We start from the raw sequence: 21,252 nt of genomic DNA, 5'->3' as shown, positions 1-21,252 counted from the left end.
GAACCATGAAGCGCACTTTCCAGCCGAGCAATCTCGTGCGTGCTCGTCGCCACGGCTTTTTCGCCCGTAAAGCTACCGTCGGTGGCCGCAAGGTGCTCCGCGCCCGCCGTCGTCGCGGACGGGCCAAGCTGAGCGCTTGATTTTTGCGCTCCGGCATCCGCCGGAACGTCCTCGCTAGGCGCGCAGGCAAGCTGCGCCGGCCGCGGGCGGGCAGTCGCCCTTGCGGACCCCTTTCGGGGTCCGTTTTTGTGTCTGGGCTCTTCTCGCTCCGCCGTATTATCCCTATATAACACCGCATGACGATTTCCGTCCTCACCAGGCGCGCGGATTTTCTCAGCGCGAATCGGGGTTTGCGCGTTGCGCGGCCGGGATTTGTGCTGCTCGCGCGGCCCAATGGCGGGGAAGGGGTGCGGTACGGCATTACCGTCACCAAAAAGATCGGCAATGCGGTGGTGCGCAACCGCATGAAGCGGCGCTTCCGCGAATTGCTGCGCGCGGCCTTGCCGGATAGCGGGCTTCCCGACCACGATCACGTGCTGATCGGCCGTGAAGGCGGGGTCGAGCGGGATTTTTCGCAAATGGCTGAGGAGCTTGCCATCGCCTTGGAGCGCGCTGCGGCGGGCCAGGGCGATCCCGCGCGCCGTCCGCGCAAGGGCAACCGGAACGCCCATGGCCTGGGGCGCGGGTGAGGCGTGTGCTGATCCTGATCGCCAGGGGCTGGCAGCTTGGCCCCAGTCGCATTCTGCCGCCCACGTGCCGCTATCAACCCTCATGCAGTGCCTATGCCATCACCGCGCTTGAACGCCATGGTGCAATCAGGGGTGGATGGCTCGCGCTTAAGCGGTTATTGCGCTGCAACCCTTGGGGCGGGCACGGGCATGACCCGGTGCCATAGCGCTTTCACAGACAGACAATTCGACGGATCACATCTTGGACAATCAGCGTAATCTTATCATCGCGGTGCTGCTGAGCGCGGCTCTCCTGTTCGGGTGGGATCTGGCCATGCGGACCTATTATCCTGAATCGGATGTGACGCCCACCGAGGTTGCCAGCCGGGAGGATGCGCCAAGCCTTCGCGCTGAAGGGGGTGATGCAGGAGTTGCAATTACCGCTGGCGAAGAGGCCGCTCCGGTCGATCTCGCCACCGAACTTGCCAGCGCAGAGCGGATCGTCATCGACGCGCCCGAAGTCCACGGCTCGATCAATCCGGTCGGTGCGCGGGTCGATGATATCGATCTGAAGACGCACCGCCAGACGGTGGAGGCCGACAGCGACAATATCCGTATGCTTTCGCCTGCCGGTACCGACGCACAGCATTTCGCGCAATTCGGCTGGATTGGCGAAGGGGTGGCGCTGCCCGATGCGAATACGGTGTGGGAGCTGGTCGACGGCGAACGGCTGACGCAGGAAACGCCGGTCACCCTGCGCTGGAACAACGGACAGGGCCAGCTCTTCCAGCTGCGCTTCGCGATTGACGAGCATTACATGATCACCGTCAATCAGTCGGTCCGCAATAGCGCGCAAGGCACGGTGGCGCTGCGTCCCTATGCTTTCGTCAACCGCACCAGCGCGACGGCCAGCCGCAGCACGTTCAACGTCCATTCGGGGCCGATCGCGGCCAATTCCGAAGCGGTCAATTTCGACTGGGATTATGACGAGGTGGGTGAAGAAGGCGCGGTCAATCTCGAAGGCGCGACCGACTGGCTCGGCTTTACCGATATCTATTGGATGTCTGCGCTGATTGCGGAGGAAGGCGAAACGGCTTCGGGTAGCTTCCGCGCAGCGAGCGGTGACACCTATCGCGCCGATCTGATCTACGACCCGGTGACGCTCGGTGCAGGTGAAACCGTGACCCGCACGACGCGGTTGTTCGCCGGCGCAAAGGAAAGTGCGGTGCTGTCCGAATACGAAGCGCAAGGCGTCGAGAAGTTCGGACTCGCTATCGACTGGGGCTGGTTCCGCTGGATCGCCTGGCCGATGTGGCAGGTGCTGATCTTCCTTTTTGGCCTGGTTGGCAATTTCGGCATCGCTATCATCTGTCTGACGCTCATCATCCGCCTGCTGCTGTTCCCCGTGGCGCAGAAGCAGTTCACCAGCATGGCGCAGATGCGCGCGGTGCAGCCGAAGATGAAAGCGCTGCAGGAGCGCTACAAGGACGACAAGGCCGAGCTGCAGCAGCAGATGGCCAAGCTCTACAAGGAAGAGAAGGTCAATCCGCTGGCGGGCTGCCTGCCGATCTTCATCCAGATCCCGATCTTCTTCGCCCTGTATAAGGTGCTGCTGCTGGCCATCGAAATGCGGCACCAGCCTTTCACCTACATCAAGGATTTGTCGGCGCAGGATCCTGCGACCATTCTCAACCTGTTCGGCCTCTTGGATTTCACCCCGCCCAGCTTCCTTGCCATCGGTATTCTCGCCGTGCTGCTCGGCTTCACCATGTGGTTGCAGTTCAAGCTCAATCCGGCGGCAATGGACCCAATGCAGCAGCAGATCTTCATGATCATGCCGTGGGTGCTGATGTTCGTGATGGCGCCGTTTGCCGCTGGCCTGCTGCTCTACTGGATCAGCAACAACGTGCTGACACTGGCGCAGCAGAAATATCTCTACGCACGCAATCCGCAGTTGAAAGCCGCGATGCTGAAAGAGAAGGAAGAAAAGGAACGGGCTGCCGCGCGCGAGAAGGCGGATAAGGCCGAAGAAGCGTGACCGAGGAAGAACAGGCGCTGGCCGACGAAGCGTGTCGCCTGTTTTCGGGTCGCGTCGAGTTCCTGCTGTCCGCGCCGCAGCTGAAATTCCTGCCCGAGCCGGACTATCCGGAGATTGCCTTTTGCGGGCGTTCGAATGTCGGCAAGAGCTCGCTCATCAACGCGTTGACGGGACGCAGGGCGATCGCCCGGGCATCGGTGACGCCGGGGCGGACGCAGGAGCTCAATTTCTTCGAAGTGGGCGAGCCAACGCAGTTCCGCTTCGTCGATATGCCGGGCTACGGCTTTGCCAAGGCGCCGGTTAAGGTTGTCGAGAAGTGGAAGCAGCTTGTGCGTACGTTCCTGCGCGGGCGCGTGCCCTTGCGGCGCACGCTGGTGCTGGTCGATAGTCGCCACGGCCTCAAAGACAGTGACCGCGAAATGATGACCATGCTCGACGAGGCCGCCGTCGGCTACCGCGTGGTGCTGACCAAGACCGACAAGATCAAGGCGAGCGAACTGGAAAGGGTTATGGCGCAAACGCAGGCCGAAGCGCGCAAGCACGTGGCCGCTTTTCCAACGGTACACGCAACCAGCGCGGAAAAAGGGATGGGGCTGGATGAACTGCGCGCCGCCATTCTGTTTGACGTGCGGCAATAACTCGCTTCGCCAGCCGAAGCGTCAACCAGAAAAAGCCACAGATTTCAGGCGAAAAAAAAGGGCGCCCACAACGCCCTTCTTCTTGTTTGTCAGCTCAATCAGCCGGTCTCACGACCACCGAGGAGCCATGCCCAGAAACCACGCATTGCGACTCTCCTGTTGTTGACAGGGTTATCAATGCATTAACCGAGGCCGTTTGTAAACTCTAAACCATATTTTGTCGCAGGCGATCTTCGCCATCTCTCTGAAATTCAAGAATTCCGTCAAATTCGATCGGGCGCGAAATTCCGAATCCTTGGGCCACCAGACAGCCAGATTCGCGCAAGAGCCGGAGCGTTCCTGTGTCTTCAACCCCTTCTGCAACCACGATGATTCGCAGATCCTGGCCAAGCCGGAGGATGTTTTGCACAATCCCGCGCGCCTTGGGTTCGGTGGCCATGCGGGCGACAAACATTCGGTCGATCTTGAGCTCGTCAAAAGGCAGCCGCAGCAGCGCCTCGTAACTCGCAGCACCCACGCCGAAATCATCCATCGAGATTTTCGGACCGAGACGGTGGAGGGCTCCAAGAACTTCGGCAGCACGGTCAATATTCGAGATGCGGTAGGTCTCGGTGATCTCGAGCGTCAGACTGCGGGGATCGAAGCCGGTCTTGGCCAGCACATCCGAAACCATCTGTACGATGGCCCGTTCATGCACCAGCGTCGCGGAAATATTGACGGCCATCTGGATTTTGAGCCCCTGCGCGGCAAAGGCATTTCCGGCCTTGCACGCTTCTTCGAGCACGAAGCGGGTGAGATGGCTCATCCGTCCGGCGGTCTCGCATTGGCGGATGAAATTGTCGGGCGGGATATGCCCCTTCACCGGGTCTTTCCAACGCACGAGCGCCTCCACCCCGATGATTTCGCCTGTCTGCACCATGATCTTGGGCTGGTACGCCAAATAGATTTCCCCGCTCGACAGTGCGGCATCGATGCGCGCTTGCAGCGAGATGTTCCAGATCAGATCCTCTTCCGACGTGCTGTCGGCGATCGCAATCGGATCATAGGTCTCATTTGTGTGCTCTGCCGCCGCAACGGCTGCCGCCAGTCGCCGCGCGACATTGGGACTGGGCGTGATATCGACGCCAAAGGTAATGCCCACATCGACTTGAGCGTCGCCCACGATCAGCGGCGACGCGAACAGCGCGCGCAGACCCTCCAGATGCTCTTGCAGCAGGCCGGGGTCTTTCTCATCCATCGCCCAGGCGATCATATTGCCCTCGCCGCGATAGATCGTAGCATCCTGCGTCGCCGCTTTCAGGCGGGCAATGATCCGCAGGATATATTCGCCGTGTAGTTCCTTGGGCAAGGTGCGCTTCACCTGTTCGAAGCGGTGGATCTTGGCCACGATCAGGCCAGGGAGGGACTCGGCGATCCGGCCCTCGGCTTCTAGCGCGGCAAAGGTGGGCAAATTGGTTTCGGCATCGATCAGCGCAAACGAACTCTTCCACGATGCCCGTCCACGCAGCGCGCCGTACAGCGCCAGCATCACCGCAATATCCGTTAGCCAGATGCGTACACCGGCGAAGGCCGTTGCGACGAATAGGACGGGCAAGGCAATACAAATGGCCAGATAGAGCGCGCGCCGGACTTTGCGGGGGCGGAGAAGTGCCGCGGCGATCAAAAGAGCGACAAAGACGAACAGTGTTAGACGTACGGGTACTGCTGAGGCCTTTCCGGCCATCAACGTTTCCGCTGCATAAATATGGATCAGGCTCCCACGGACATCGGTCAAACCGGGCACACTGAACTGCTCTACCTGATCCGCCCCCCGGCTCGTAATAACTACGGTCTTGCCAGCCAATTCGGTGGCCAAACCGGTCGATGTGCTCAGGTCTCGCAATGAATAGGCAGGGATGGAATCGGGACGGAAGCTATAATTGATATAGAAAGTGTCGCTTGTCGGCTCGCTGGAACCGGCCAGATGCATTCCCAAATTCGGGAGCCTCGTTTGTCCCTGCTCGACATAATAGGTCGCGTCCCAGACATAGCCAGCATACCAGATAAAATGGCGGCTTCCGACCGTTTCAATCCCCTGTCCCACTGAAGGCGTTGTTTGGAAGATCTGCGTCGCACCCGTTGCCGAGGAGCGCATCTTCGAAACCAGATAGGCCTCGCCAGAGAAGTCGCGCAGGGCCGCGTTCAGCTCGTTATCGCTGACCGGGTCCGACGGACGTTCGAACACCTGATCGATATACACCGCTTCCGCGCCCGCGGCGTCGAGCTGGCGGATGAAAGCGGCCAGATTGCTCCGGCGTTCGGGAAAATCGGGATCGGCCAGATTGTTGTCGCTCGATACCAGCACGATATCGCCCGAGGCTTCTTCGGCGGCCATCCGGTCTTGCGTTGCCCAGACGACCGAATCCAGCGGCTCGAACAGCGCGATGAACGACAGCGCAAGCGCCACCGCACCCGCCCAAAGGGCGTGCGTGAACCGCTCCGATCGAACGGCTTTGGCCTTTTGTGTCGGGTTGCTTTCGGCCACCCATCACCTCGAAAAAGCGCCCATACAGGCGTAGGAGCCTCCTCTTTCGCAGAGGATGGTTAACATTCTCGATATTTTTTACATTTTGTTCTGTGCCTAGGCCGGGGTTAACCATCGGCAGCAATCCCGGTATCCAAAAATGTTCAGGCTCGACAGCGCCAGCCTGAACGCCTAACCATGCGTCAACAGGGGAAAACTGGCGCATTATGAAGCTCATTATCGGCAACAAAAATTACTCCAGCTGGTCGCTGCGTGGCTGGCTGGCCTTGAAGCAGAGCGGCCTGCATTTCGAGGAATGGACGGTTCCGCTGTATGGCGAGGAATGGGAATCGCTCAAATCGCGGGAAGGCGAATTCCAGCCATCGGCGGGCAAGGTGCCGGTCTTGTGGGACGGCGAAACCGTCATCTGGGACAGTCTCGCAATTCTTGAATATTGTGCGGACAAGGTGGGGCGTGACCGGTTCTGGCCCAAAGCCGATGATGCGCGCGGGATGGCGCGGGCTATGGTGGCGGAAATGCATTCCTCTTACCTGCCTTTGCGGCGCACCTGCCCGATGAACATAAGGGGCCGCGCCTCGGTCAAACTCGATGATGCGGTAAAGGCGGACATCGTGCGGATTCTCGGCCTGTGGGCCGAGGCGCGGGCGCGCTTTGGCAGGGGCGGGCCCTTCCTCTTCGGCACGTTCAGCGCGGCGGACATTTTCTACGCGCCCGTGGTCAGCCGCTTCCAGACCTACGGCATCGGCGTTCCCGGCTTTGCCGAGGCCTATATGCAATCGGTGTGGGAGCATGACTGGATGCAGCAATGGATCGAGGCCGCCTCGGCCGAAGAATGGACGATCTCGCAATTCGAAGTGGGCAAGAAAGCGTGAGTGCCGATCCGCTGGCCAATGCCAAACATCTGATCGCCTGCGAAAGCGTAACGCCCGCGCGCGGTCCGGTGTTTGCGATGCTGGAAGAGATGCTCGTGCCGCTGGGTTTCGATGTGCACCGCTTCACCCGCGGCGAGGGGCCGGAGGGATCGGACGAGGAAGCGGTCGAGAACCTCTTCGCCATTCGCCGGGGGCCGGTAGGATCGAAGCATTTCGCCTTTGCCGGTCATCTGGACGTCGTGCCGCCCGGGCCGGACTGGGCCAGCGATGCCTTTGCGCCGGAAGAGCGCGGCGAACTGCTTTACGGGCGCGGCGCAGTGGACATGAAGGGATCAATCGCCTGCATGGTATCCGCAGCAGCGGAAATCCCGGCGGAGGCGGGCACGCTCAGCTTTATCATTACCGGCGACGAGGAAGGGCCTGCGCTGCACGGCACGCGGGCGCTGATCGGCCATATGCGGGCAGAAGGCATTTGCCCCGATCTGTGCCTTGTGGGCGAGCCGACCTCGGTCAACCGTTTGGGCGACATGATGAAGATCGGGCGGCGCGGTTCGGTCAATATCTGGATCGAGGTTGCCGGCACGCAGGGCCATGTTGCCTACCCGCATTTGGCCGACAATCCGCTGCCCAAACTGGTGGCGATCCTCGCTGAACTCGATGCGCTGGTGCTCGACACCGGCACCGACTGGTTCCAGCCGAGCAATCTCGAAATCACCGAGATCAATGTGCCCAACAAGGCGCATAATGTGATCCCCGGCATGGCGCGGGCGCGGGTGTCGATCCGCTTCAATGACCAGCATTCGGGCGCATCGCTTTCCGAGAAAGTTTGCGCGATTGCCGAAAAGCATGGCGGCGTTGCCAAGTCTGTCATCAGCGGTGAGCCGTTCCTCACCCCGCCGGGTGAATTTTCGGACATTATCGCCAAGGCTATCGAAGCCGAGACGGGCATCGACCCCGAACGCTCGACCACGGGCGGCACGTCGGATGCGCGGTTCCTGAAAGATCTGTGCCCGGTGATCGAATTCGGCCTCGTCAACGCGACGATGCACAAGACCGACGAGGCTGTAGCCATCGCCGATCTCTATGCGCTACACCGCATTTATAAACGCATCGCCCACGACGCGCTCGCAGCGGGCTGAGAAAGGGACGCCAAAGCATGAAATTCTGGTTCGCAATTCCGCTGTGGCAGCGGGTGATCGGTGCGCTGATACTGGGCGTCGCGCTGGGGCTTTACTGGGGGCCGGAAGCCGAGAGCATCAAGTGGATCGGTGATTTCTTCATCAAGTCGATCAAGATGCTGGTCGTCCCGCTGATCTTCTTCAGCCTTGTCGCTGGCGTTGCCGCCATCGGCGATTTGCGGAAATTGGGCGCGGTCGGCGGACGGGCGATGCTGCTCTTCCTCGTTACCGGACAGATCGCCGTGTGGCTCGGCCTCGCGCTCGGCACCGGCGCGGTCAATCTCGGCCTGTTCCCCAGCCGCGAGGCGCTTGGCACGCCCGACGTGCCGACGCCCGAACCCAATGAGACGACTGCGGTCGACATGATCCTGTCCATCGTGCCCGAAAGCCCGGTGCAGGTGATGGCCGATGTCGCGGTGCTGCCGCTGATCGTTTTCAGTCTCTTGATCGGCATCGGCATTCTGATGGCGAAGGAAGAGGGCGAACCGGTCAAAAAGATTTTCGATAGCGGCTCGGTCATCATGCAGAAGGTGACGATGATCGTGATGGAGCTGACCCCCTTCGGCGTCTTCGCGCTGATGGCGTGGGTGGCGGGCACGCTGGGGGTGGACGCACTGAAGGCGCTGAGCTGGCTGGTCGTGCTCAACTATACCGGCTGTCTGCTGATCATTCTGGTGATGTATTCCTCCATCATCAAATTCATCGCCAAGCTGCCGGTGGTGGATTTCTTCCGCGGGATAGTGGACGCGATGGCGGTCAGCTACTCCACCGCCAGCTCCAACGCGACGCTGCCGGTGACGTTGCGCTGTGCAGAGCGCAACCTCGGCATCCCCAATTCCATCGCTGCCTTCGTGATCTCGCTCGGCGCGACGATCAATATGAACGGCACGGCGATGTATCTTGGGTTGGCGACGCTGTTCGGGGCGAGCATCTTCGGCGTGGATTTGAGCTGGGGGCAGTATTTCCTCATCTCCATCCTCGCCACGCTGGGCGCCATCGGCGCGGCGGGCATTCCGGGTGCGGGCCTCATCATGATGGCACTGGTGTTCGGCGCGGTCGGCGTGCCGCTGGAGACGATTGCCTTTGTCGCCGGTGTCGACCGGATCATGGACATGATGCGCACCACCACCAATGTCACCGGCGATGCGGCGGTGGCGACGACCGTGGCCAGCGTGCTGGGCGAAATCGACAAGGCGGAAATGATCTCGGCGGACGATGTTTGAGGGTCAGCCCTCAGACGTCCAGATTGCGTCCAGATTGATCTTCGAGCGTTTGGTTGTTGCCAGCTCCCAAACCAACCTATTGTGATATTCTCTAAGGCTGCCGCGCGGCCAAGGGCCGCGACGCTTCAAGGCGCTTCGGAGCATTTGTATAGACTTCGCCAAAGACTTACTTGCGCCGACGGTTTCATAATGCGTTGACCGTGGCACTTATGAGTTCTCACGTTGAGCAAGAACGGCAAGGTCTTTCCACCATGAGTCCGGACCTACCGTCAGGTCATCGTTAAATGCGAAGGTGTAAACGCCATCTTCGTAGCCAACGATCAGCCCGTTTCCATCATCGGAGTCGACGTTATTCCAATGGTCGAGGATTTCCGCCCAGATAGTCTTTGTCAGTCGGTCCCGCTCAAACCAGAGCCTGAGTTCGGCTGCTCGAATCTCACAAGTGCCGGTATCGGCCACCCTCTCAAGGCGAAGCAGCAGTTGATCTTTATGATGCGTGTGCATTTACCATTCTCCTATTCCGGTGATGGCCACACTATAGCGCATAAAAATCACAAAGCAATATAAATAAGATAAATTATTAAACCTAGCGCCCCTTAGGCTTCTCCAGCACCTTCTTCCTGAAACTGCACAAATCCGCCACCCCGCACCGCCAGCACTCCGGCGTGCGTGCTTTGCACACATAGCGGCCATGCAGGATCAGCCAGTGATGGGCGCGCAGGCGGAAGGGCTGGGGCACGCGTTTTTCCAGCTTCGCCTCGACCTGTTCGGGCGTCTTGCCCTTGGCCAGACCCGTCCGGTTGCCGACGCGCAAAATGTGGGTGTCGACCGCGAAGGTTTCCTGCTTGAACCAGCAATTGAGCACCACATTCGCTGTCTTGCGCCCCACGCCGGGCAGCCGCACAAGGTCTTCGCGCGTATCGGGCACTTCGCCGCCATACTCGTCGATCAACAACTGGCTGAGCGCGATCACATTCTTTGCCTTGGAATTGAACAGGCCGATGGTCTTGATGTGCCCGATCAGCCCGTCGAGCCCCAGATCGAGCATTTGCTGCGGCGTTTGCACCTTGGCAAAGAGCGCCCGTGTCGCCTTGTTCACGCCCACATCGGTCGCCTGCGCCGAAAGCGCCACAGCGACCACCAGCTGATAGGCATTACCATATTCGAGCTCGGTCTCGGGCTCGGGATTGTCTTCGGCAAGGCGGCGGAAGAATTCGAAGATCTGGTCTTTGGTCACTCTTCGGCTGCCGTCTGGTTCTGCGCCTTCCACTCCATCGCGGCGCGAATGCGGCTTTCGACGGTGGGGTGGGTGTAGAAGATCGCCTCTTCCACCGGCCCCGCCAGCGGATAGCGATATTCGGCGGTCTTGATCAGCGCGCTGGCGAGCGCATCGGGCAGGCCGACATTTTCGAGCGAATAGACATCCGCCTCGCGCTCTCCCAGCCGCGTCAAAGCATTGAGCGCAGGCTGCGCCAAGGTAACGAACAGGCTGATCACGAAGAACAGCACGGGCAATCCGCGCGGGTCGGCAATCCCAGCGTCGCAGCGGAACAGCCGTGCGAACCAGTCATAGCTGCGCGCGGTCAGGAAGAAGACGAGCATCCCGGCAATGGTGACAAAGCCGACCATGCGCCAGACATGGCCGAGCACGTAATGGCCGATCTCGTGCCCGGTCACCGCCTTCACTTCGTCGAGCGAAGCGGAGGTAAGCGCGACGTCCGAAATCGCGATCCGCGCGCTGCTCCCTACGCCGGAGACGTTGGCGGTAAAGTTGTTCGACTGGCGCGATCCGTCAAACATGAAGACATGATCTTCGGGCACGCCTGCCTCTGCCGCGAGCGCGTTCACCGCATCGCGCACTTCGCCTTCGGGGATTGGCTGGTAATCATTGAACAGCGGCTCGACCAGTACGGGCGAGAGCAGCAGGATAAAGGCGGCGGTGACGGTCACAAAGGCCGCGGCCCACGCCCACCACAGGCGCTGCGAGCGGCGGATAAAGCTGTAAAGGCCGAGCAAAAGCAGACCGCCGACTATCACAGTCAAAACCAGCGAAACGCCGCTTTGGGCGAGGTAATCGCCCAATGGCTGGCTGGTGCGGCCATACTCTGCCTCGCGCCACCAATCGGTATAGAGCGTCCATGGTTTGGACAGCAGAGTGCTCAGCGCCAGAAAGGCTGCCGAGAGGAGGGCGACGCGCAGAGCCGTGCCGCGCTTCTCAAGCCGAGCCGAGAGCCTGTCGAGCAAGCCGCTCCGCAGGATCAGCCAGCTGACCAGCGCCGATACCGCAAGGCCGCCAAGAATCAGCCAGTGATTGCCGGTGGTGTAGTCGCGAGCAAGCGCCAGCTCTTCCGCGCTCAACCGCGCCAGATAGGCCTGCGTCGCCGCCGCCGGGTCAAATGTCATGCAGCCCCCCACATAGATTGCAGCCCCATATGGGAATATGGCCTAGATTCCAAGCACATCCTGCATAGAGTAGCGCCCTGCCGTTTTGCCGACAAGCCAGGCGGCCCCGCGCACCGCTCCGCGCGCGAAAATGCTGCGGTTTTCGGCCGAGTGCGAGAGGGTGAGGCGCTCCTCGGTTCCGGCAAGAATCACCGAATGCTCGCCTGCCACGCTGCCGCCACGCAGCGCGGCAAAGCCGATCGCACCCTCGGTTCGCGCGCCTGTATGGCCGTCACGCCCGCTTTCGCTGTGGTTGGCAAGGTCGATGCCGCGCGCCTCTGCCGCCGCCTCGCCCAGCAGCAGCGCAGTGCCCGATGGCGCGTCGACTTTGTGCCGGTGGTGCATTTCGAGGATCTCGATATCCCAGTCGGGGCCGAGGCGCGATGCCGCCTCCTTCACCAGATGCGCGAGAAGGGTGACACCCAATGAGGTGTTGCCGGTTTGCAGAACGGGGATGGTCTGTGCGGCGGCGTCAATCGCGGTGTGGTGTTCCGGGCCGAGGCCCGTCGTGCCTATCAGGATCGGAATGCCCGCTGCCTGTGCCGCGTCCAGATTGGCGGCCAGTGCTTGTGGCGAGGAGAAGTCCACCAGCGCATCGCAGCGCTCGGCCAGTCCGCCGACCGGACCGTCACGATCCACGCCGCCAGCGCATTCATGCTCGCCATCCGCCAGCACGGTGGCAATCGCCCGCCCCATGCGCCCTTCGCTGCCGATGATACCGATTTTCGCCACAATCACTCCATTCCAACACGTCATCCTGAACTTGTTTCAGGATCCATTTCTCCGCTAGCGCAGTCCGCTCTGTGCGGCACAATGGTTGCCGAAACAAGTTCGGCATGACGAGAGAAACTAGGGCATGAAAAACATCGTGATCCTGACAGGCGCGGGGATCAGCGCCGAATCCGGCCTCAAGACCTTCCGCGCCGAGGATGGCCTGTGGGAGAACCATCCGGTGGAGGAAGTGGCGACGCCTGAGGGCTTCGCCGCCAATCCCGACCTCGTCCAGCGCTTCTATGACGAGCGGCGGGCGAATATCCTCGCGGCGGCACCGAACCCGGCACATCTTGCCTTGGGCAAGCTTGATGCGGCATGGCCGGGCGAACTGCTCATCGTCACCCAGAATATCGACGATCTGCATGAGCGGGGCGGTGCGCGGCGCGTGTTGCATATGCACGGGGAGGGGCTCTCGGTCTGGTGCCAAAGCTGCGATGCGCGCCATCGCTGGCACGGCACTTTGCGCGACGGCCCGCCATGCCCCAACTGCGGCGATGTGGCGCTGCGGCCCGATATCGTGTGGTTCGGCGAAATGCCCTATCGCATGGGCGAGATTATCGCCGCGATTGCGCGGGCCGACCTGTTCGTCAGCATTGGCACATCGGGCGCGGTCTATCCGGCCGCAGGCTTTGTGCAGGAAGCGAACCGTGCTGGCGCGCGGACTTTGGAGCTGAACCTAGAGCGAAGCGCAGGCTCGCAATGGTTCGACGAAACACGGCTCGGCCCGGCGAGTGAACTGGTGCCGGAGTGGTTGGAGGAGATGCTCTCCACCTAAGCGCCCTTGCAGTCGGGCTCCATTGCCTCTCGCTCACCGCCCCTTCTTCGCCGGAGCCGCGTTGAAATCGGGGTCCTTCTTGGCCACCCACGCGACGAACTTCGCCACCGCCGGATCGGCTAGCAACCCGTCCACATGCATCCCGTGCCGCTCGAGCTCGGAATTGGTAAAATTGGTAATCAGTGTGTTCTGGCAAATTGCGTGCATCGGCACGGTCTCGCGCCCGCCGCGGCTTTTGGGGATGGGGTGATGCCAGACCAGCGAGGATACGGTAGTGGGCCTGCCGCAAAGCCAGCAGGGCGGCGGCGGGGGTGCTTCTTCCGGTTCCTCGGTTTCCCAGTCATAGCGGCGCTTGCGGGCCATCGGCCTATCCTTCCCCTTGTCCGGAATCGCCGGGAGCACACCCCGTGCACCCCGGATCTTTCGCGATTGTCAGCACCCGCATCCCCGGCTTCAGCCCATCCATCAGATGCAACTTGCCCCAATCGGCTTTGCCCATCTGCGGCGCTATGAGAATGCGCACCGCCTGCATCGCAGCAAAGGTGCCGACCCAGCCGACCATCGCACCCAGAATGCCGTCTTCGGCGCAGGTGTCGCAATCCTCGGCATCGAAGGCATCGCCGACGAAGCAGCGATAGCAGGCCTCGCCTTCGAGATGGCCCTGAAAGGCAGCGACCTGGCCCTGAAAGCGTCCAACCGCAGCCGACAGCAGTGGAATGCGCGCGGCAACGCAGGCATCGGAGACGGCGAGGCGGGTGGCGAAATTGTCGGTGCCGTCGATCACCAGATCGGCCCCGGCAATCAGGCTTGCGGCGTTGCCAGCATCGATCCGCCGGTCGTGAATCTCCGCGACCAGTTTCTCATCGAAATTGGCGAGCCAGCGACGCGCGCCTACTGCCTTGCCGTGGCCGATATCGCGGGTGGTGTAGATAGTCTGGCGCTGGAGATTGCTCGCCTCGACATCGCCATCATCGACCAGCGTAAAGCGCCCGATCCCTGCGCCAGCGAGATATTGCAGCACCGGTGCGCCGATTCCGCCGAGCCCGATCAGCGCGACATGGCTGCGCGCCAAAGCCGCCTGTCCCGCGCCGCCGACTTCGGGCAGCACGATATGGCGGGCAAAGCGCTGCAGGCGCTCTTCGGTTAGCGGATGCGGTGTCTCGGCCATGTGCGCAGCCCTGTTGGCAGGCTGGGGAGAGCCTGTCGATAGGGTGTGTGTTAGTGGTGCAGAACCTGTGGGCAGGGCCCTTTGAGAACCCTGTCGACAACACTGGTATTGCCAGTGGAAATTCTGTTCGAATTAGCTTTCCAATTGCCGCAGCAGGCTGCGCACATCGCCGTCCATATCGGCATCGCGTTCGCGCAGATCCTCGATCAGGCGCACCGCGTGGATCACCGTCGAATGGTCGCGCCCGCCGAATTTGCGCCCGATTTCCGGATAGGAACGCGGCGTGAGCACTTTCGACAGATACATCGCCACCTGACGCGGGCGTACCACGGCGCGGGCGCGGCGCTTCGATGACATTTCGCTACGGTCGATACGGTAGAACTGGCACACGGTGCGCTGGATTTCGTCGATGGTGATCCGGCGGCGATTGGCCGAGAGGATATCAGTCAGCTGTTCCTCGGCCAGCTGGAGCGAGACTTCCTGCCCCGTCAGCTGCGCGTAAGCGATCAGCTTGTTGAGACCGCCCACCAACTCGCGCACATTGCGGCTGACGGTGCGGGCGAGGAAGTCGATCACATCGTCGGTCACTTCCAATGGCGCAAAGCGCGTCAGCTTGGATTCGAGAATGGCGCGGCGCAGCTCGATGTCAGCAGGCTGGATGTCCGCGACGAGGCCCATCGACAAACGCGAGAGGAGGCGTGGCTCGACACCGTCCAGCGCTTGCGGCGCGCGGTCGGCGGCAAAGACCAGCCGCTTGCCCTCGGCGAGCAGCGCGTCGATCGTGTAGAGCAGCTCTTCCTGCGCCGCGGCCTTGCCGATGATGAACTGGATATCGTCCACCAGCAGCAGATCGAAGGCGCGCAGCCGGCTCTTGAACTCGATCATCTCGTTCGATTTCAGCGCCTGCACGAATTCGACCATGAAACGCTCTGCCGAGCAGTAGAAGATGCGCGCCCGCGGGAAGGCTTGCAGATAGGCGTGGCCAATCGCGTGCATCAGATGCGTTTTGCCCTGGCCGGTGGCAGCCTTGAGGTAGAGCGGGCTGAATTGCGGCTTTTCGGCCTTGGCCATCCGCTCCGCCGCATTCTTGGCGAGCACATTGGTGCTGCCGGTGACGAAAGCTGCGAAGGTTTGTGAGGGATCGAGGCCGACCGAAGAGGTGAACCCGTCATCGCCGATCGATTCCATCGCCAGCGTCGCATCATTGGCGGCACGGTGGCCGAAACCGTCATGCCCGCGCAGATCGAGATCGGCGATCTTGCGGCGGCCGGGATGCACCTGAATGGCGATATGGCGGACGGTGGACGAAGCGATCTTCCAAGCGAGCGACAGCCGGTCGTGATACCGCTCGCGCACCCAATTGGCGGCAAATTCGGTAGGCAGGAAAAGATCGAGCGTGCCGTTTTCGCGGTTCAATTTGCCCAGCTGGATCGGCTTGATCCACTGGCTGAACAATTGGTGCCCCAGATCCTTGCGCAGCCCCTGACAAATATCCGCCCAGTCCGCTGCCAGATCCAGCGCTTCGCGTTCTTCCATTTCCTTCTTCGCTTCCTCACTGCTCGCGGCGTCCGAGCGAGCACTGTGCGGGCCCATCCTGATCATTCCTAAAAAACCCCGTCCATCTGAGCGCCCGAAGGCGTCCCCCTGTATCCTCGTAGAACCTTTGCCTCGCCAAAGCAGACATAGCTTCCCCGCCCGGTGCCGCGCTGCCTGCACCAGCCTGTTTCGTCGATAAGCTCTTTTGTAGTGGCAGCAGCAGAGAACGCCGCAGCCGGATTCTGTTATGAACAGATCAGCCACGCGGGCAAGTGCATGGTGACAAAATTATTAAAATAAAGGCCATTGACAGCGTGCTAGGCCGCAGACTTCCGTTCATGTCACTGGAAAATAACGATAGTTTTGTGACAGTCTCGCGAATCGTTGAATTTCCTAGGATTCGCGCGGTGCGCGCCCAACGGCTTCGCAGCTGCACAAAAAAGAGGCCGGGATCATGTCCCGACCTCTTCGAAATTTGTTCCGATTTCGTTCCGGAAATCGCCTGCCGATTTGCGAATCAGCAGCTCGTCACCGGCGAATCAGCGAGCAATCAGAGAGCAGCGATTCGCTTGCTCAGACGGCTCATCTTCCGCGCAGCCGTGTTCTTGTGCATCACGCCGCGCGCAACACCGCGAGCGATTTCCGGCTGGGCTGCGCGCAGGGCATCTTCAGCGGTCTTCTTGTCGCCTTCGGTGCAGGCTGTCTCGACCTTCTTGATGAAGCCACGGATGCGGCTCTTGCGGGCACCGTTGATTGCGGCGCGCTTGTTGTTGCGACGGATGCGCTTGCGGGCTTGCGGCGTATTGGCCATTATTCAGTCCTGTCTCTCAGCCGTCCGCGAACGGCCGGTCGGTTATCCTGTTAGAATCGGTAAAGGGGACGCATAAGCGCCCGGAAAGCGCGCCTGTTAGTTTGTGTATCGGCAAAAGGCAAGTGTTGTTGGATGGGCTTTGCGAAGGCGCTGAAATCGGCTGCGACCAGCAGCCGACCGAGCCCGAACGGGCGACCGCAGCGGGCGCGTAGCGTAGCGGAGCGCGTCTAGCGAGGACGAAGCGGCGGATGCCGCTTCGAAAAACAAAACTCCAAAACCAAGAATAACCCTTACTTCTGACAAACGGGGCAAAACCACGTGCTGCGCCCGCCCTGCACGATGCGCCTGATAACGCCGCCATCGCCGTTGAGACACGGCTCTCCCTCACGCCCGTATACGCGGAAATTGGTGGCGAAATAGCCCAGCTCGCCATCGGGACGGGCATAGTCGCGTAATGAGGAGCCGCCGTCGCGGATCGATTCGGACAGCACATCGCGAATGGCGGGCACCAGCCTTTCGAGCGCAGGTGTATAGACCAGGCCGCCCCGCCTATTGGGATGTATCCCTGCGCGGAACAGCGCCTCGCATACATAGATATTGCCGAGCCCAGCGACCACGTGTTGATCAAGCAGCAGCAGTTTGATCGCTTGCTTCCGGCCCTTGATCGCTGCGCGCAGATGCTTTGCGGTCAGCGCCTCTCCCAAAGGCTCCGGCCCCATCGCGGCGAATGCGGGCCATTCATTAAGCGCAGGTGTGTCGACCAGATCGACATAGCCGAAGCGGCGCGGGTCATTGAGCGCGAAACGGTGCCGCGCGGTTTCGATCAGCAGGTGGTCGTGCTTGTCGGGCGCCTCGGGATCAATCCGCCAGCGCCCGCTCATGCCAAGGTGAAAGATCAGCGTGCGATCACGGTCGGTATGGATCAACCCGTACTTGGCACGGCGCGAAAGGCCGGCAACGCGCGCGCCGGTCATCGCCTGCACCAGTCCTCCGGGGAAGGGAAAGCGCATATCGGGGCGGTTCAGCACCAGCCTTTCGATCCGCGCGCCGTCCATAAATCGCGCCAGACCGCGCACGGTCGTTTCTACCTCGGGTAATTCCGGCATGGCACAGCCTTTAACACCCTTTGCGCGAGGGGCAATTGTCCCTAAGTGGGCACCCATGAATGATACCCGTTCCTTCGGCTACGAAGATGTCGCCCCGGAAGAGCATACTGCCCGCGTGGGCGGGGTCTTTTCCAATGTCGCTGCCAAATACGACATCATGAACGATGCCATGTCGGGCGGGATGCACCGGCTGTGGAAAGACCAGTTCGTGCGCCGCGTGAAGCCGCAGCCGGGCGAAGCGATACTCGATATGGCGGGCGGAACCGGCGATATCGCCTTCCGCATGGCCGGGCGCGGGGCGGAAGTGGTGGTCGCCGATATCAATCAGGATATGCTCGATGTCGGGATCGAACGGGCGATGGAGCGTGGCATCGATGGCCTCTCATGGTCGTGCCAGAACGCCGAGGAGCTGACCTATCCTGACCGACAGTTTGATGCCTACACGATCGTTTTCGGCATCCGCAACGTGACCTATATCGAAAAGGCCCTGCGCGAGGCGCACCGCGTGCTGAAATTCGGCGGGCGGTTCTATTGCATGGAATTCAGCACCACCGAATGGGGCGGGTTCAAAGAGGTCTACGATCTCTATTCACACAAGCTCATGCCGCAGATCGGTAAGGCGATTGCGGGTGACGAGGACAGCTACCGCTATCTCGCCGAAAGCATCCGCCGCTTCCCCAAGCCCGCCGACTTTGAAGCGATGATCCGCGATGCGGGCTTTGCGCGCACGCGGGTGGAGCAAATTCTCGGCGGTGCGGTGAATATCCATTCGGGATGGAAGATTTAACGCGTGACGCGTCCTTCAACGCATATCTTCCGCCTTCTCAAATGGGGCAGGACATTGGCGCGCCACGGCGCGCTGCGCGGGATCGAGCGCGATGCCAATACGCCGCCGCAAGTCCGCCGCCTTATGCGTGTTGCCCGTTTCGGCACAGTGCAGCCGCGCGAGCCTGACTATGCGGGCGCGTTCCGCGCTATCGGCCCCGCCGCGATCAAGCTGGGGCAGACGCTCGCCACGCGGCCCGACCTTGTCGGCGACGAAGCAGCGCATAATCTGCTCAGCCTGCAAGACAGCCTGCCGCCGGTGCCGTTCGCGCAGATCCGCGAGCAGATCGAGCGCAGTTTCGAGCGCCCGCTGGAAGAGCTGTTTTCCCATGTCGATGAAGAGCCGGTTGGCGCCGCGAGCATCGCGCAGGTGCACAAGGCGGTCACCACCGAGGGGCGCGATGTTGCGATCAAGGTGCTGCGCCCCGGCATCCGCGAGAAATTCGCCGAAGATATCGCCACCTATGAATGGGCCGCCGCGCATCTCGAAGCTTTGGGCGGCGAGGCCAAGCGGCTGCGCCCGCGCCTCACCATCGCCAATTTCAAGCGCTGGACCAACCAGGAGCTCGACCTGCGGCGCGAAGCGGCCTCTGCCTCCGAACTCGCCGAGGCGATGCGCGGGGTGGCGGGTTATCACATTCCCGATATCGACTGGGATCGCACCAATGGCCGGGTGATGACGATCGAGTGGATCGACGGGGTCAAAATCTCCAACCGCGAGGCTTTGGTGGCGGCGGGGCACGACCTGCCCGATCTGGCGCAGCGGCTGGTGCTCGCATTCCTGACGCAGGCGATTGCGGGCGGGTTCTTCCACGCCGATATGCACCAGGGCAATCTGTTCGTGAAAGCCGATGGCACCATCGTCGCCATCGATTTCGGGATCATGGGCCGGATCGATCTGCGCGCGCGGCAATGGCTGGCGGAGATTCTCTACGGCCTCATCACCGGCAATTACCGCCGCGTCGCCGAAATCCATTTCGAGGCGCAATATGTGCCGAGCTATCACGATGTCGGCGAATTCGCGACCGCCTTGCGCGCGGTGGGCGAACCGATGCGCGGCAAGCCGGTGAGCGAATTGTCGGTCGGCCAGATGCTCGACGGGCTGTTCGCGATAACCCGCGATTTCGATATGCAGACGCAGCCGCATCTGCTGTTGCTGCAAAAGACCATGGTGATGGTCGAAGGCATCGCCACCCAGCTCGATCCCGCGATCAATATGTGGGAGACGAGCGCGCCCTATGTCCGCAGCTGGATCCGCGACGAGCTGGGCCCCGAAGCCGCGATTGCCGACCGGCTGCGCACCGATATGGGCACGCTGCTGCGCATCCCCGATCTCGTCCGCCGCATCGAAGACCGCTTCCCCGCCAAGGGAGGCGCGCCCGAGCAGCAACCGCTTGATGACGTCGAGCTGATCTGGGAGCGGCGCGAACGCAAAAGTCGCGGCTGGCTGGGCTATGTGCTCGCGGTCCTTATGGGCGGTGCGGCGGTTTATGCAGGGAGCCTTGCCGGTTGGCTCGGCTGACATCCCGCATCCGCCCGCGCCCGCAGAAGTGGGACCGGTTCGCCAGTCTGGCACCCGGAGCGGCAATGTTGGTGCTGGCTTTCTTTGCCCTTCTGCTCCTCACCGCTGGTGTCACTGCAAGCGATACCAAGACCGACCGCCATTTCCCCGCCGAACCAAGCTCTGTCCAGACCGCAGAAAGCGCAACGGAAGCGCCTGAGGCCGCTCCCGTTACCCGCCAGCGCGACACCGATCTGGCGCTCTATGCCGCGATTGCCGAGAGAGTTGGCGCGGGCGAGGGCTACTACGAAGTCGCCGCCGAGGAGCAGCGCGCGCGGGGATATCCGCTGCGCCCGGGTGTCGCGGTGCGGCTGCCGACGCTTGCTGTGGTGACCGGAACCATCGGCCAATGGGCGCTGCTGCCGCTCGCCGTGATCCTGCTCGGCGGGACTTTGGTCGCGTGGCATTACCGGCTGCGCGATGTGCCCGGGACGCAGGGGCAGCTGCGCTACATATTATTGCTGGTGGTTCTCGGCACCACGATGACCATCAAACCGCAATATCTCGTCCTGCACGAGGTGTGGGCTGGCCTGCTGCTCGCGCTTTCGCTCGGCCTTTATCGTCCCGGCAAATGGGGCTGGGCGCTGCTCGCTGCCGCGCTGGCGCTGGCGATCCGCGAGCTGGCGCTGCCTTTCGTCATGCTGATGGGAACGCTCGCGCTCATGCAGGGCAGGCGGCTAGAAGCCTCGGCGTGGGCAGGTTTGATGATCGCTTTTGGAGTTATGATGGCGTTCCACATGAACGCCGTGAGCGACGTCACCAGGGCGGTAGACCCGGCCTCGCCCGGCTGGCTCAGTCTGCTGGGGCTGGGCGGCTGGACGTCCAAGATCGTGCTCACCAGCCCGCTCTATCTGCTGCCCGCATGGCTTGCCGCGCCACTCGCCATGCTGCCGTTGATCGGCTGGGCCGGTTGGCGCAGCGATTTCGGCCTCACCGGCCTGCTGCTCTGCACCGGCTACGGCATCATGTTCATGATCACCGGGCGGTACGAGAATTTCTATTGGGCTCTGCTCATCATGCCGGTGTGGTTCGTCGGCCTCGCCTTTACCCCGCGCGCGCTTGCCAGCCTGTGGAATTCGGCGCGCGGTTATTGAGACGGTAACGCGCAGCGTT

At 61.7% G+C, this 21,252-nt stretch carries 22 protein-coding genes; 12 read left to right on the top strand and 10 right to left on the bottom strand.

The window, feature by feature from the left end; all coding sequences use genetic code 11:
• Positions 1 to 5 precede the first annotated feature (5 nt).
• The 5 genes from rpmH to yihA all read left to right on the top strand — a co-directional run bounded on the left by rpmH (position 6) and on the right by yihA (position 3,344).
• Positions 6 to 140, top strand: coding sequence for a 50S ribosomal protein L34 (gene rpmH / locus ACS0VV_RS12075; protein WP_483532943.1), 135 nt, complete (start codon positions 6 to 8; stop codon positions 138 to 140).
• Positions 141 to 296: 156 nt separating this feature from the next.
• The gene (gene rnpA / locus ACS0VV_RS12070) at positions 297 to 689 is read left to right on the top strand and encodes a ribonuclease P protein component (RefSeq protein WP_483532942.1); all 393 of its coding nucleotides are present in this window, start codon (positions 297 to 299) and stop codon (positions 687 to 689) included.
• Positions 686 to 895 (top strand): membrane protein insertion efficiency factor YidD, encoded by a 210-nt coding sequence (gene yidD, locus ACS0VV_RS12065; protein WP_483532941.1) that lies wholly within the window; start codon positions 686 to 688, stop codon positions 893 to 895. The genes rnpA and yidD overlap by 4 nt, the downstream gene beginning before the upstream one ends.
• A gap of 35 nt (positions 896 to 930) precedes the next feature.
• Positions 931 to 2,706 (top strand): membrane protein insertase YidC, encoded by a 1,776-nt coding sequence (gene yidC / locus ACS0VV_RS12060; RefSeq protein ID WP_483532940.1) that lies wholly within the window; start codon positions 931 to 933, stop codon positions 2,704 to 2,706.
• Positions 2,703 to 3,344, top strand: coding sequence for a ribosome biogenesis GTP-binding protein YihA/YsxC (yihA, locus tag ACS0VV_RS12055; protein WP_483532939.1), 642 nt, complete (start codon positions 2,703 to 2,705; stop codon positions 3,342 to 3,344). Before yidC ends, yihA begins: the two co-directional genes overlap by 4 nt.
• 205 nt (positions 3,345 to 3,549) lie before the next feature.
• On the opposite strand, the gene ACS0VV_RS12050 is transcribed toward yihA, so the two are convergent.
• Positions 3,550 to 5,790 (bottom strand): EAL domain-containing protein, encoded by a 2,241-nt coding sequence (locus ACS0VV_RS12050; RefSeq protein WP_483532938.1) that lies wholly within the window; start codon positions 5,788 to 5,790, stop codon positions 3,550 to 3,552.
• Between the two features lie 284 nt (positions 5,791 to 6,074).
• Here ACS0VV_RS12050 and ACS0VV_RS12045 point away from each other — a divergent pair, with 284 nt between their 5' ends.
• Genes ACS0VV_RS12045 through ACS0VV_RS12035 form a run of 3 tightly spaced genes read left to right on the top strand, consistent with a single transcriptional unit; the run spans position 6,075 to position 9,141 of the window.
• Entirely contained in the window at positions 6,075 to 6,740 is a 666-nt protein-coding gene (locus ACS0VV_RS12045) for a glutathione S-transferase family protein (protein ID WP_483532937.1), read from the top strand.
• Positions 6,701 to 7,879, top strand: coding sequence for a succinyl-diaminopimelate desuccinylase (dapE, locus tag ACS0VV_RS12040; RefSeq protein WP_483532936.1), 1,179 nt, complete (start codon positions 6,701 to 6,703; stop codon positions 7,877 to 7,879). The genes ACS0VV_RS12045 and dapE overlap by 40 nt, the downstream gene beginning before the upstream one ends.
• Positions 7,880 to 7,896: 17 nt before the next feature.
• Positions 7,897 to 9,141: a dicarboxylate/amino acid:cation symporter gene (locus ACS0VV_RS12035; protein ID WP_483532935.1), complete on the top strand. Its 1,245-nt coding sequence runs from the start codon at positions 7,897 to 7,899 to the stop codon at positions 9,139 to 9,141.
• A gap of 207 nt (positions 9,142 to 9,348) precedes the next feature.
• Here the strand turns inward: ACS0VV_RS12035 and ACS0VV_RS12030 are convergent, their stop codons facing one another.
• The 4 genes from ACS0VV_RS12030 to dapB all read right to left on the bottom strand — a co-directional run bounded on the left by ACS0VV_RS12030 (position 9,349) and on the right by dapB (position 12,315).
• Positions 9,349 to 9,645 (bottom strand): hypothetical protein, encoded by a 297-nt coding sequence (locus tag ACS0VV_RS12030; RefSeq protein ID WP_483532934.1) that lies wholly within the window; start codon positions 9,643 to 9,645, stop codon positions 9,349 to 9,351.
• An 82-nt stretch (positions 9,646 to 9,727) separates the two neighbouring features.
• Positions 9,728 to 10,378, bottom strand: coding sequence for an endonuclease III (nth, locus tag ACS0VV_RS12025; protein ID WP_483532933.1), 651 nt, complete (start codon positions 10,376 to 10,378; stop codon positions 9,728 to 9,730).
• On the bottom strand, positions 10,375 to 11,544 hold the full coding sequence (locus ACS0VV_RS12020; RefSeq protein WP_483532932.1) for a M48 family metalloprotease: 1,170 nt from the start codon (positions 11,542 to 11,544) through the stop codon (positions 10,375 to 10,377). The genes nth and ACS0VV_RS12020 overlap by 4 nt, the downstream gene beginning before the upstream one ends.
• Before the next feature lie 42 nt (positions 11,545 to 11,586).
• The gene (gene dapB / locus ACS0VV_RS12015) at positions 11,587 to 12,315 is read right to left on the bottom strand and encodes a 4-hydroxy-tetrahydrodipicolinate reductase (protein WP_483532931.1); all 729 of its coding nucleotides are present in this window, start codon (positions 12,313 to 12,315) and stop codon (positions 11,587 to 11,589) included.
• A gap of 124 nt (positions 12,316 to 12,439) precedes the next feature.
• On the opposite strand from dapB, the gene ACS0VV_RS12010 reads away from it, so the two are divergent.
• On the top strand, positions 12,440 to 13,132 hold the full coding sequence (locus ACS0VV_RS12010) for an NAD-dependent deacylase (RefSeq protein ID WP_483532930.1): 693 nt from the start codon (positions 12,440 to 12,442) through the stop codon (positions 13,130 to 13,132).
• A 33-nt stretch (positions 13,133 to 13,165) separates the two neighbouring features.
• On the opposite strand, the gene ACS0VV_RS12005 is transcribed toward ACS0VV_RS12010, so the two are convergent.
• The 5 genes from ACS0VV_RS12005 to mutM form a co-directional block, all read right to left on the bottom strand.
• Positions 13,166 to 13,495 carry a hypothetical protein gene (locus ACS0VV_RS12005; protein WP_483532929.1) on the bottom strand — a complete coding sequence of 110 codons (330 nt, stop codon included), beginning with the start codon at positions 13,493 to 13,495 and terminating at the stop codon, positions 13,166 to 13,168.
• 4 nt (positions 13,496 to 13,499) lie between these two features.
• Positions 13,500 to 14,300 carry a HesA/MoeB/ThiF family protein gene (locus ACS0VV_RS12000; protein WP_483532928.1) on the bottom strand — a complete coding sequence of 267 codons (801 nt, stop codon included), beginning with the start codon at positions 14,298 to 14,300 and terminating at the stop codon, positions 13,500 to 13,502.
• Positions 14,301 to 14,432: 132 nt separating this feature from the next.
• Entirely contained in the window at positions 14,433 to 15,893 is a 1,461-nt protein-coding gene (dnaA, locus tag ACS0VV_RS11995; protein ID WP_483533546.1) for a chromosomal replication initiator protein DnaA, read from the bottom strand.
• Between the two features lie 493 nt (positions 15,894 to 16,386).
• A complete protein-coding gene (gene rpsT / locus ACS0VV_RS11990) occupies positions 16,387 to 16,647 on the bottom strand; it encodes a 30S ribosomal protein S20 (RefSeq protein WP_483532927.1) in 261 nt (86 codons plus the stop codon).
• Between the two features lie 290 nt (positions 16,648 to 16,937).
• Entirely contained in the window at positions 16,938 to 17,753 is an 816-nt protein-coding gene (gene mutM / locus ACS0VV_RS11985) for a bifunctional DNA-formamidopyrimidine glycosylase/DNA-(apurinic or apyrimidinic site) lyase (RefSeq protein ID WP_483532926.1), read from the bottom strand.
• A gap of 55 nt (positions 17,754 to 17,808) precedes the next feature.
• On the opposite strand from mutM, the gene ACS0VV_RS11980 reads away from it, so the two are divergent.
• Genes ACS0VV_RS11980 through ACS0VV_RS11970 form a run of 3 tightly spaced genes read left to right on the top strand, consistent with a single transcriptional unit; the run spans position 17,809 to position 21,233 of the window.
• Positions 17,809 to 18,540 carry a class I SAM-dependent methyltransferase gene (locus tag ACS0VV_RS11980; RefSeq protein ID WP_483532925.1) on the top strand — a complete coding sequence of 244 codons (732 nt, stop codon included), beginning with the start codon at positions 17,809 to 17,811 and terminating at the stop codon, positions 18,538 to 18,540.
• Positions 18,541 to 18,543: 3 nt separating this feature from the next.
• Complete coding sequence (gene ubiB / locus ACS0VV_RS11975; protein ID WP_483532924.1) at positions 18,544 to 20,100, top strand: 2-polyprenylphenol 6-hydroxylase; 1,557 nt, start codon at positions 18,544 to 18,546, stop codon at positions 20,098 to 20,100.
• Positions 20,088 to 21,233, top strand: coding sequence for a hypothetical protein (locus ACS0VV_RS11970; protein WP_483532923.1), 1,146 nt, complete (start codon positions 20,088 to 20,090; stop codon positions 21,231 to 21,233). Before ubiB ends, ACS0VV_RS11970 begins: the two co-directional genes overlap by 13 nt.
• Positions 21,234 to 21,252 lie beyond the last annotated feature (19 nt).

It is taken from the genome of Aurantiacibacter sp. KMU-128 (assembly GCF_056933515.1).
The sequence above is the reverse complement of the archived record's forward strand: the minus strand, read 5'-3'. Positions and strand labels throughout refer to the sequence as shown.